Genomic DNA, 11,951 nt, shown 5'->3' on the forward strand with positions numbered 1-11,951 from the left:
ATTTTTCAATAGTCATAACGGTCATTGCTCACTCATAGTCAGATTATTTACGGTAATCTGGTAGAAACTTGTAGGCCTTATCCCTACTATTATACGAGTGAATATTATAAAATTATTATTTTTATATTGTAACATGTTATAACTTGTTTTCAAGATGTTTTTCAAGAATCCTCCGTTAGATAACGAACTATTTCTTTTTATTTCAATAGAACATTCGTAATTAAACTGTAGCATTTGGATTATGATAACGTAACAACACATTGCCCGACTGGAATACTTTGCTATCTATGAGGTGTAATGTGACGGAACCCTTTAATCCTTGCCATAACCTCTTACCACCATCCAATACCACCGGGTTAACGATCAGATGATATTCATCGACAAGTCCATACTCCGTTAAAGATGCTGCCAATTCTGAACTGCCCAACACTAACATATCTTTTCCGTTTTGTTGTTTTAATAACTTCACCTGTTTTTCAAAATCGTTTCCAGTAATCAACCTGGTATTTGGCCAGCTGACTTGATCTAACGTTTTAGAGAAAACAATTTTATCATATTGATTCGTCCTTTCAGCTGTGACTGGAAACTTCTCATAAGCAATAGAAGTTTGCCAAAATGATTCCATATGCTGATAGGTGACTCTGCCAAATAATAACGTATCTACTTTTCTAAAAAGTTCATCATTGTACTGTTCATATTCATCATCCACTATATGCCAGTCTAACTCATGGTTAGGTCCCTCGACCAAGCCATTAACCGTGATCATCATCTGACTTATTATTTTCCTCATCTTATTTCTGCTCCCCTTTGGTATCGCAATAAAACGATTCCAGAGCGAAAAGAACGTGCTTCTGATAATTGTAATGTCATATGCTGTTGAAACATGGGCTTTCCACATCCAAGGGTAACTGGGTGAACATACAGCCAATATTCATCGATAACATCCAATCCCATTAAAGTTTGTGCTATGGTTGCCCCTCCAAGAGACAAGTTTTTACCGGGCAATGCTTTTTCTTTAACCATCTCCTCTTTGATGTTATCTTTTACTATTTTACTGTTCCATTCCGCTTTATCAAGCGTTTTGGAGAAAACGATCTTTTTCTTATCTAACCAAATTCGTGCCCAATTTTTGTCCAAGGAAGTACTATCTGGATTAGCTCTCACATAGGGCCAATGACTAGCCATATTTTCATATGTTTTACGACCATAAAGATGTGTATCAAACGATTTTTCCTGGTTGATAATATGTTGAAACACTTCCTCATCTGGTTTACTCCAATCAATACTTCCATTAGAATCTTCGATAAAACCGTCCACAGACACCATTTGCGAATAGATTACTTTTCTCATCATAAATCTCCTTTTCTATTTTTCCTCAATTCTATCAAATTTACAAAATGAAAATTTCTTATGTATTGCTCGATTATGTACTATTCTAATTCAAATAAAAACACCAAAGATTCCACTTCAATCTTTGGTGTTTTTATTATTAGATGTTGCTTTGATAAGGGAACACTATCAACAATACGGAATAACAGGTAACAGTTTTGATCTTGCTATGGTTAATAGAAATATAAAGGATGCGATACTATCATTGAACGATAGTAAGCCTACCACTCCCATTATAAAAAAGGGTAATGATAGGCTTCTCTCATCCATGTTAAAAAGTTGGATGTCTTACTGTCCTTTTCAAATTAACAACAACTTTGATTTTCGGACTTTGCATTGTCTTGGTTCTGTTCTTTTTGCTCTTGATCCTGACTAGGCTTAACTTCCTCAAACTCTACACCACAGCATGAGTCATCTGAGGATGAAGAAAATATATTTTTAAATCCCTTTTTTGCAGCCATTTTATCACCTCCTTTGAAGTACGTGTTCAAAAAGTTACTGAATGAGAAACAAGTCAACGAAGAGATTCGCCGCTTATCATTTGATGACTCTTTGAACATCCTCTTAAAGCATAAGTTGAATGATAAAGCCAGTTAAGATGGCAACAAATAAAACAGATAACATAAATGCCATAACTAACTTACGTTTAAATAGTTTACTCAGTAAGACCACCTCTGGCAAGCTTGCTCCGGCTCCTCCAATTAGTAATGCAATCACCGCTCCTACTCCCATCCCTTTGTTAATTAACGCATCACCGATTGGTAGCATAACTTCCGCACGAATATACATCGGGATACCAATAACAGAGGCGACTGGTATGGTCCATGGTTTGTCACTGCCAGCAATCTGGATAATGAACGTTTCGGGAACAAAGTTATAAATAAAAGCACCAATAAATACACCTAAAACAAGAAACGGGAATACTGGAACAAAGAATGACCACGCATCCTGTAGGGCCAGCCTCCATATCGAAACAGAAGTTTTACTCTCTGTCGATTCTTTCCTTCTTACACGAACATCTTTAACAAATGCCCAAAATCCTAATTTCTCCCAAACAAACCCAAGTACCATGGCAAAAATCCAGACAATAACAAAATAATACAACGTTATTTTCCACCCCAGAAATGACCACAACAAGATGATGATCATCGGATTTAACAATGGTGATGCTACTAAAAACGACATTGATGGTCCAAAAGGTGCCTTAGAAGATAATAAACCTGCCAATATAGGAATTGTCGAACAAGAACAAAAAGGTGTTAATGCTCCTAAACCAGTACCATATAGGTAGCCACTCCACTTATTTGGTCGATGAAGAATATTCTTAATTTGTTCTTCTGTCACTTTCTGTTGAATCAAGCTCACAACAAAGCTGATCACAATAAACAATAAAGTCAATTCTAAAAATAAAATAATGAACTGTTGAATAAATGATATAAAATTATCCATTTTTCCCACCAACCTTTATTTTATAAACAAACAGTAAATGCAACTATTGTATTTTACAATTATTATCTTTTTTATATCCTCCATCCTTTAGAATGGAGGATTACAACACATATCACTTTTCCGCATAATCTCTGTTAGCTCTTTAATCTCCGTGCTCATACTAGTCATTCTGTTCTCTGGTAACTGTTTGAACATATCCATAATACTTGTTGTCATCATTTCGGTGATCTCTTCCTCTAACACCTTACCCTTTTCTGATAATTCCAACGTGACATAACGCCGATCTTCAGGATGTGGTAAGCGGACTACATATTCTTTTTCCACCAATCCATGGACATGACGACTTGTAGTGCTGTTGTCCAAACAGAGCCTTTGAGCTAATTCATTTAATGTCATATGATAACCATGCTTAATTTCATAAAGAATATGACTTTGGACCGTTGTGACCCCACAACATTGGGAACTTTCTTTTTGCAATATACCGAACTGTCGTGAAAGAATCACAAACAAATGACGCATTTCTTGAATATCTTGTTTTCTGTTACTACTTTTATCCATTTTCATCACCTGTTTGCAGTATATGATAATTAGTTGTGTTTTGCAACTATATAGTTTTGATTATATTATTTTTTCTTTAAACTGGAAAAATTTCGTAATTTCTATTGACGTCTGAATTTTTTGAATATATAATTATTGAGCATTGAAAAAAATTACAATAAAAGGAGGTGCGGCACAAATGAACAGTAAACATATGAACATTAACCTAGTTATCTTACAACAATTGAATAATGATAATGCCGTGCCTTCCTTCGAATCGAAAGCTACTATTATGTAACGTTTATTGCCACAATTCAATAAATAATGGAAGGATCACGGATTCGTTCGTGATCTTTTTTGTTGCTATTATTTTAAGATGGCAGCATAACTTGCTAAAAGTGTATTCTTTTTTAGCGTATACGTCATGAACGTATACGCTTTTTTTGTATCTTAATTCAATGCAAAATAATACAAAGGAGGAAAAATAATGATAAAAATGAAGGTTCAGCGATCAGCAAAAAAAATAAAAAGGATGAATGGCGGATAGCGCCTTAAAAAAGAGATATGTAGAAAGGGGATTAAAAAATGTTTTCCGTTTTTAACAAATTATCTTGGTTCTTTAAAGAACAATGGATGCGATATACTATTGCAATTACTGCATTAATAATCGTCAATTTTATTGACTTAATCCCACCAAAACTAGTAGGGATGACAATTGATGCCATTCAATATAATGAACTGTCAGCAGCACGATTAACTGAGATTATTGTTATTTTTATAATTTTAATTATCATCAGTTATGCGATTATGTTTCTTTGGGATTACAACCTATTTAGCGGTTCCTTATTGTTGGAAAGAAAAATGCGTTCCAATTTAATGAGTCATTTTCTCAAGATGAGTCCCAGATTTTATAGTAACAATCGCACAGGAGACTTAATGGCACGTTCAACCAATGATTTAAAGGCAATTATGATGACCGCCGGTTTCGGTATTCTTACTTTAGTGGATTCTACCGTTTTTATGTTATTCATTATCCTGATGATGGGCTTTACGATCAGCTGGCAACTAACGCTTGCTGCTTTGATTCCCATGCCGATTATGGCATTTATCGTTCATAAGTACGGAAACATAATTCATGCACGTTTTGCTGCAGCACAATCTGCCTTTAGTGAACTTAACAATTATACGTTAGAATCCGTACGTGGAGTCCGTGTAACACGTGCTTTTGTACAGGAAAATCAGGATCTCGGGCGATTTTCTGGAATGACAGAAGAAGTGTTTCAAAAAAATAAAGCAGTTGCCAAAATGGAAGCATACTTTGAACCTACCATCAAAGTGTTAGTGGGAATTTCCTATACGATTGGCTTAGGTTACGGGGCAATAATGGTGTTTGAAAATCGGATTTCACTTGGAGATCTTGTAGCTTTTAATGTGTATTTAGGAATGCTGATTTGGCCAATGTTTGCAATTGGTGAATTAATCAATGTGATGCAGCGTGGTAATGCTTCGATTGATCGTGTTGATAATGTACTCACACAACAACCCGATGTTGAAGACCCAACAAAACCGGATTTCGTTAAACAACCTGAGCACATTCGATTCCAAAATGTGGAATTCACGTATCCTGAAGCTGTTGGAAAACAACTAAAAGCCATTGATCTCTCAATACACAGGGGGGAAACAATCGGTATTGTTGGCAGGACAGGTGCAGGAAAAACTACACTTTTCAAACAATTACTCAGAGAGTATGTGCCACCAGAAGGAAAGCTCACCATTAGTGATATTCCGATCGATCGTTTTACATTGAATACCACAAGAAGCTGGATTGGATATGTACCACAAGAGCATGTACTTTTCTCAAAAACAGTAAAAGAGAACCTCTTATTTGGGTGTGGCGAGATATCAATGGAAGAAATCAATCATATCTTAGAATCTGCATCTTTAAAAGAGGATATTGAATCTCTTCCGAAGGGATTAGAAACATTAGTTGGCGAAAGTGGTGTTACATTATCTGGTGGGCAAAAACAGAGAGTATCTTTAGCCAGAGCGTTACTAATGGATCCTGAAATTTTAATTTTAGACGATTCATTATCCGCTGTAGATGGCAAAACGGAAGCAAACATCATTACTCACTTAAGAAAAGAACGCCAAGGAAAAACAACTTTAATAGCTGCTCACAGACTCTCAGCAGTTAAACATGCAGATCAAATTATTGTCTTAGAAGATGGACAGATAGTAGAGCGTGGTACACATGAAGAATTAATGCACCATAATGGATGGTATAAAGAACAATTCAACATTCAGCAAATGGAAAGTGAGGTGAAGTAATGAAACCTTCTACAGAAAAGAGACTATTTCAATATGCGTTAACAAGTAAGAAATTTATTATCATTGGGTTGCTTTGTTTGATCGTTGCAGTTGGATTAGAGCTTACCGGACCTTTTATCGCCAAAAGGGTAATTGATAATCATATTGTTGGTATCCAGACTAATTGGGCCCAAGTAGAAGATAAAAATGATGCAGATACAGTGGAATTAAATGGGACCTATCTGAAACGAGCGGATCGCATGACAGAAGAAGATCGCATCATCGGTCATCATACCCTTTTGCAATCAGAGAAAAATTATTATTTGATTAATAAGGAAGTCCCTCCCAATAGTTCGGTCCAATCTATAAATGGTGATTCTATCAAGATTAGTTATAACAATACAACCGAGCAAGTGTACGGTGAGCAATTGAATGTTGGTGACCTTTATGTTTTTTTTCAGCCTGAAATCCATCCAATCGCCTTATTACTCGGATTATACTTAGCACTAATACTGATTGCTTCGGTCTTTCAATATTTAAAAACTTATTTATTGCAAGTATCTGCCAATAAAATTATTCAGCGGATGCGAAATGATGTATTTGAACGAGTGGAAGAACTGCCGATCAATTATTTTGTTAAAAGACCTGCCGGAAAGATTGTAGCAAGGATTACTAATGATACAGAAGCGATCAAAGAATTATATGTAAAGGTGCTCGAAACCTTCGTAAATGGTTTTATATATATGACAGGTATCTTTGTCGCTCTCTTCTTATTGAATGCAACCTTAGCCACCATCTGTTTAATCCTGGTACCGCTTTTGTTTGTATGGATGAAACTTTTTAAGAAATATGCCGGAAAGTATAATCGAGTTATTCGCTCCACCAATAGTGAGATTAATGCATCGATCAATGAATCCATTCAAGGAATGCCTATTATCCAAGCCTTCCGTAGAACAAAGGAAACACAGGGAGAATTTGAACAATTAAATACACGTCATTATATTTACCAAAAGAAAATGATTGTTCTATCTGCATTAACTTCTTTCAATCTAGTTAATGCACTACGCGGAGTTGCTTTTGTCGGTTTTATCTGGTTTTTTGGTTCTAATGCTTTATCAGGAGAAAGTATGATAACAGCTGGTGTTTTATATGCATTCGTTGATTATCTCACCCGCTTATTTGAACCCGTATCACAAATCGTGAATCAGTTGCCACAATTAGAGCAAGCAAGAGTGGCTGGTGCCAGAGTTTTTGAATTGCTAGATGAGGAAGGTGAAAAGATCGAAAAACTGGAGATGAAAAGAATTCAAGGTGACGTGCTTTTTGACAATGTAAGCTTTGCTTATCAAGATGATGACTATATTTTAAACAATGTCAGCTTTCGTGTGAAACGAGGTCAAACCGCTGCATTTGTCGGTCATACCGGTTCAGGTAAAAGTTCCGTCATGAATTTATTATTTAGATTCTATGATCCCCAAAAAGGTACGATCAAAATCGACGAGATTGAAACATCGACACTTAGTCGACAACAGGTTCGCCATCATATCGGTATTGTACTGCAGGATCCTTTTATTTTTACTGGAACAGTACTTTCCAATATTACGTTGAACGACCCTGCTATTTCGAGAGAAAAAGCAATAGTTGCACTAAAAGCAGTAGGCGCCGATCGATTCATTGAAAAGTTACCCAAACAATACGATGAACCTGTTGGGGAAAATGGCAGTCAATTTTCAACTGGGCAACGCCAGTTACTATCGTTTGCCAGAGCATTAGCATTTGATCCTGCGATCTTAATATTAGATGAAGCTACTGCTAATATCGACACCGAAACAGAAGTGCTAATCCAAGAGGCAATGAAAGTTCTAGCAAAAGGACGTACAATGCTAGTAATCGCACACCGGTTATCTACTATTCAACACGCAAACCAGATCATTGTGCTTGAACGAGGAAAAATCATTGAAAAAGGAACACACCACGAACTTCTTCAGCAACGTGGCAGCTATCATCAAATGTATAAAATGCAGCAAGGAGCTAGCAACAAAGTTCCAGCAATATAAGCAAGTAACGTCATAGTTTTGTTTAATAAAGTAAGCCCCGCTTAACATGTCATTAACGGGGCTTTTTCATAGCTTTATATAATTATCATTTTTGATGAAGAAACACTTGCTTCTTGGTAATAGCAAAACGTTTTGGCTCAATCGGTTTGATGTTCGTTCGGTCGCGGTAAATTCAGATCTTGGTAAGATGTTAGAAAATGGCTCGACTAATTTGTTTTCGATACTGTTAAAGACAAAGAATACATTACTATCTTGCCATTTTTCACGGCTTTTTTCATAGTTACTTCCATGTTTTTCATTAGATTTAGAAATCATGAAACCAATACCTTAAGGTTTTCGTAAGCAATACTAGGAGGGGTTCCATGTACTTTTATTATATTATTCCAATAATAATGATCATAGGGCTTTTTCTCTTATTTAATTGGTTAATGGGCTATAAAAAAGGAAACATCATCATTGATTTGGATGATCGTTACATCAATTACAGTGAATATATATCAGCTATTCAAAAAAAGCTAGAAAGTGAAGGTAAAGATGTTGAATACAAAGGTGATAGAAGGTTTATTATCGATGGAAAAAAATACATGTTCATAGAAAGAAATGTCAGCATGGGTGGGGTACCATTACAAAGAACGATTCTTCAACCCGAAAAATAATTTCACACTAACAAAACATGTTAAAAGACCGGGCAAAACCTGCCCGATCTTTTACTTCTTGCTAAGAATAAGGAAACTGTTTTCGATTATGTTGAATCGAAATCCACTTTGTTGTCGTAAAAGCGTCTAAACTCCATTCACCATTTAATCGTCCAACACCTGAGTTTTTCATACCTCCGAAAGCTACGTTTGGTTCATCATTAATCGTACCATCATTAATGTGAATCATGCCTGTTTCCATTTGTTTGGCAAGTTGTGCTCCTCTTTCGATGTTTTCTGTGTGGACTGCACCACTTAACCCATATGTCGTGTCATTAACGATTTCAATTATTTCTTGATCACTAGCCGCTTTTATTAAACTAACAACTGGTGCAAATATCTCTTCTTTGGCAATTTTCATGTTTTTTGTAACATTACCGAAAACAACCGGTTCTACAACATTGCCTCGAATTTCTCCTTTAATTAAAGGATTAGCACCCTCATTGATACCAGCTTCAATTAATTTAGAAGTAGTTTCGACTTGCTTTTCGTTAATAAGTGGTCCGATAATTGTCTTTTCATCACTCGGATCTCCACATGTTAACTCAGAAACCTTTGCTAAGAATTTCTCCACAAAGTTATCATAAATCGTTTCATGGATAATAATGCGATTAGCTGACATGCAGATTTGTCCTTGATGTGTAAAACGGCTAAATACCGCAGCACTAACCGCTAAATCGATATCTGCGTCATCAAGTACGATTAAAGCACTATTACCACCTAATTCCAAATGTACTTCTTTCAAATGTCTACCAGCAACACTACCTATATGACGACCAACTTGGGTAGAACCAGTAAAGGAGATTGATTTGGGAATAGGATGTTCCACAAATGCATCACCGATTTCTGATATCTCTGTCGTTACCACATTTAATAATCCTTTAGGTAATCCTGCTTCTTCAAAGATTTTCGCGATCATCGTCCCTCCAGTAATTACGGTATGTTCATGTGGTTTCAGTACCACTCCATTTCCTGCTGCTAAAGCTGGAGCAACAGATTTCATAGATAAAAAGAATGGAAAATTGAATGGGCTGATGACACCAACAACGCCTACTGGCACACGGTACACTCTATTTTCCTTACCTTCAGTAACGGATGGGAGAATTTTCCCTTCCATCCGTAATGGAAAAGTTGCCACTTCTTTCAACATATTCTTCACTAGTCCTATTTCAAATTCAGCTTTTAATCGAGTGCCACCAATTTCTTTGGTAATAATTTGAGCGATTGCTTCATGATTTTCTTCTATAACATAAACCACTTTTTCTAAAATTTCACGTTGCACAGTTGGGCTTATTACTTCCCAGTCTTTTTGTGCTTTCTTAGTTGCTTGATATGCTCTATCAATATCTTTTATGTTCGCTGCTTGATAGCTTGCCAAGGTTTCCCCATTAAAAGGGTTTTTATTTTCCATCTGAAGGCTGCTATCTCCTTCTCTCCAAATACCATCGATATATTGACTATGTAAGTTTTGAAAATTAAACACAATAAAGCCTCCTAGTTTGCTTTTACTGCTACGTTCTTTTCTGCAAGATTTGCCAATACTTGAACATTGGAATTAACTTCCTCCATTGTTGCGGTTAGTTCTTGAATAGAAGCTGCTTGTGAATCAGATTGCTCATTTACATTTTGAATACGTTCATTTAGATTACCTATAGCATCTTTTATCTCGTTCGTTATCGATTGAATTTCATTCACTTGTTCTTTCGAGTTATTTGCCATTTTTCTAATTTCATCTGCCACCACTGCAAAGCCTTTACCATGCTCACCAGCACGAGCAGACTCTATAGCTGCATTAAGTCCTAATAAGTTACTTTGCTCTGCAATTTCTTTCACAACATTGGACATCTTTTCAATTGTTTCTGCACTATTACTTACAGTATTGGCTCTGTCGGAAACCTGATGAATATCAGTGGAAAGTGTATTAATTGCTTCTGCCATATCTTCCACTGTATTTGTCACCTCATCCATCACTGTCGATAGATTACTTGATGTTTCATTTAATTTTTGTGCATCCGCAATACTTTGTCCAACTCCGATCCCACCAATTACATTACCTTCTTCATCACGTAAAGGGATTGCCCTAGCAATTAAATGAACACCAAATAATTCAGGTGGAACAGCAGCTGCTTGATTTTTATTCTCTCTAATAGCTTGTGTCACAATGTCGCCATCCATTAATGGATCACCTGGTTGAACATTGAGAGAAAAATTTTGAGCAGGATAGTTAATAATTAACTTTTCTGCATCATAAATCCCTATAGTTATATCGTCATTTATGAGTGTTTGCAGAAAAGGACCTACTCTGATAAACGCTTGTAATATCGGATGATACTGTTCTATGTTTACTTCCATTTTATTCCTCCTTTATACTCCTACACTATTATTATCGGATAATTTTGTAAATCATTAAGTAGATGAATGTTTTTGGATAATAAAGTGAGACTATGATCAGTAGGAGTTTTAGCCTCCACTGATCTTATTAGGGTGTTAGGTGGGGGCTTTACAGACGGTTAGCACCGTGATAAAAGAATACATAAGTAAAGTAGATTATGGATATAGAAAGGAGAGTACAAGTGACAACATTATTAATCATATCTCATCCCGACATGATCGAGTCCAGCAGTCAACAGTATTTTTTAAGTTCCATTAAAAATCAAGACGATATAACCATTCACCATTTAGAAAATCTGTACCCAGATAGCCATATAAATGTAGCGAAGGAACAGGAATTATTAAGACAACACGATCGGATTATTTTCCAGTTTCCTTTTTATTGGTATAGTACAACACCCCTTATAAAGAAATGGCAAGATGAAGTTTTGGGTGAAGGTTTTGCGTATGGAACAAGAAGGAAGCCACTTGCTGGAAAGGAATTTGGCTTAGTTTTGATGATAGGAGTAGCTGAAAGGGAATACCAAGCTGGGGGTGAGGAACTATTTACGATTAGTGAACTCACCAAGCCATTTCAAGCAATGGCTAATAAACTAGGAATGATTTATCTTAGGCCACTATCCGTATTCCAATTTTTTTATATGGAAGAAAAACAGAAAATGGATACCTTAATCAGGTATTGGCAGATGCTCAAAATGGAAAGAGATATTAGTTTAGCTAACAGGGAAAATTGGCTGATAGATCAACTGCGGCAAGTTTCACAATCTAACCTGGAAACTGCCGATAGTGAAATTATTAAGTTTGCAATTGAGCGAGTTCAAGAAAATCGAGATCAAATAGACGAACTAAAAATGGTGTTAGACGATATGTTTCTAGAGTAATTTTCTGAATAGGAGGATAAAAAGTGATGGAAGAAAATGAATGGATCATTCAACAATTACAACATATATTGGACAAAAGCGATCATTACAATCAACGTACTTTGATGAAAGCTACTCAGGATATCATTAAAGAGCAAGCAAAACGAATCGAACAAATGGAAGGCGAAATGGAAGGAACAATTTGGAGTCCAAGAAAATGGAGTGAATGAAAAAACAGGAAAACTATCCATTTATTTATAAATGGA

Annotated in this window: 12 protein-coding genes and 1 riboswitch; of the genes, 5 read left to right on the top strand and 7 right to left on the bottom strand. The window is 35.9% G+C overall.

Translation table 11 applies throughout. The features are described 5' to 3' along the window. Positions 1 to 15 precede the first annotated feature (15 nt). Positions 16 to 117: riboswitch (purine riboswitch) on the bottom strand. Positions 118 to 220: 103 nt separating this feature from the next. From BM121_RS00700 to BM121_RS00715, 5 genes are all read right to left on the bottom strand, one after another. After that, the gene (locus BM121_RS00700; protein ID WP_091479654.1) at positions 221 to 790 is read right to left on the bottom strand and encodes a dihydrofolate reductase family protein; all 570 of its coding nucleotides are present in this window, start codon (positions 788 to 790) and stop codon (positions 221 to 223) included. Beyond that, a complete protein-coding gene (locus BM121_RS00705) occupies positions 787 to 1,350 on the bottom strand; it encodes a dihydrofolate reductase family protein (protein WP_091479656.1) in 564 nt (187 codons plus the stop codon). The genes BM121_RS00700 and BM121_RS00705 overlap by 4 nt, the downstream gene beginning before the upstream one ends. A 344-nt stretch (positions 1,351 to 1,694) precedes the next feature. Then, on the bottom strand, positions 1,695 to 1,850 hold the full coding sequence (locus BM121_RS21875) for a hypothetical protein (RefSeq protein ID WP_175495259.1): 156 nt from the start codon (positions 1,848 to 1,850) through the stop codon (positions 1,695 to 1,697). A 103-nt stretch (positions 1,851 to 1,953) separates the two neighbouring features. Beyond that, positions 1,954 to 2,838: a permease gene (locus BM121_RS00710; RefSeq protein WP_091479660.1), complete on the bottom strand. Its 885-nt coding sequence runs from the start codon at positions 2,836 to 2,838 to the stop codon at positions 1,954 to 1,956. 87 nt (positions 2,839 to 2,925) lie between these two features. Next, positions 2,926 to 3,396: a MarR family winged helix-turn-helix transcriptional regulator gene (locus tag BM121_RS00715; protein WP_175495260.1), complete on the bottom strand. Its 471-nt coding sequence runs from the start codon at positions 3,394 to 3,396 to the stop codon at positions 2,926 to 2,928. Positions 3,397 to 3,960: 564 nt separating this feature from the next. On the opposite strand from BM121_RS00715, the gene BM121_RS00720 reads away from it, so the two are divergent. From BM121_RS00720 to BM121_RS00730, 3 genes are all read left to right on the top strand, one after another. After that, the gene (locus BM121_RS00720) at positions 3,961 to 5,703 is read left to right on the top strand and encodes an ABC transporter ATP-binding protein (RefSeq protein ID WP_091479666.1); all 1,743 of its coding nucleotides are present in this window, start codon (positions 3,961 to 3,963) and stop codon (positions 5,701 to 5,703) included. Next, positions 5,703 to 7,739, top strand: a complete 2,037-nt coding sequence (locus BM121_RS00725; protein ID WP_091479669.1) for an ABC transporter ATP-binding protein — start codon at positions 5,703 to 5,705, stop codon at positions 7,737 to 7,739. Before BM121_RS00720 ends, BM121_RS00725 begins: the two co-directional genes overlap by 1 nt. Positions 7,740 to 8,101: 362 nt before the next feature. After that, positions 8,102 to 8,395, top strand: a complete 294-nt coding sequence (locus BM121_RS00730; protein WP_091479673.1) for a hypothetical protein — start codon at positions 8,102 to 8,104, stop codon at positions 8,393 to 8,395. A 61-nt stretch (positions 8,396 to 8,456) separates the two neighbouring features. Here the strand turns inward: BM121_RS00730 and BM121_RS00735 are convergent, their stop codons facing one another. Next, a complete protein-coding gene (locus BM121_RS00735) occupies positions 8,457 to 9,917 on the bottom strand; it encodes an aldehyde dehydrogenase family protein (RefSeq protein WP_091479676.1) in 1,461 nt (486 codons plus the stop codon). Positions 9,918 to 9,928: 11 nt separating this feature from the next. Continuing rightward, positions 9,929 to 10,786: a methyl-accepting chemotaxis protein gene (locus BM121_RS00740; RefSeq protein WP_091479680.1), complete on the bottom strand. Its 858-nt coding sequence runs from the start codon at positions 10,784 to 10,786 to the stop codon at positions 9,929 to 9,931. Between the two features lie 221 nt (positions 10,787 to 11,007). Here BM121_RS00740 and BM121_RS00745 point away from each other — a divergent pair, with 221 nt between their 5' ends. Both BM121_RS00745 and BM121_RS00750 read left to right on the top strand, forming a co-directional pair. Beyond that, complete coding sequence (locus BM121_RS00745) at positions 11,008 to 11,706, top strand: NAD(P)H-dependent oxidoreductase (RefSeq protein ID WP_091479684.1); 699 nt, start codon at positions 11,008 to 11,010, stop codon at positions 11,704 to 11,706. A gap of 26 nt (positions 11,707 to 11,732) precedes the next feature. After that, positions 11,733 to 11,915: a hypothetical protein gene (locus BM121_RS00750; protein WP_091481205.1), complete on the top strand. Its 183-nt coding sequence runs from the start codon at positions 11,733 to 11,735 to the stop codon at positions 11,913 to 11,915. The last annotated feature ends 36 nt before the right edge of the window (positions 11,916 to 11,951 follow it).

The organism is Gracilibacillus orientalis (assembly GCF_900114645.1).
Lineage (GTDB): Bacteria > Bacillota > Bacilli > Bacillales > Amphibacillaceae > Gracilibacillus > Gracilibacillus orientalis.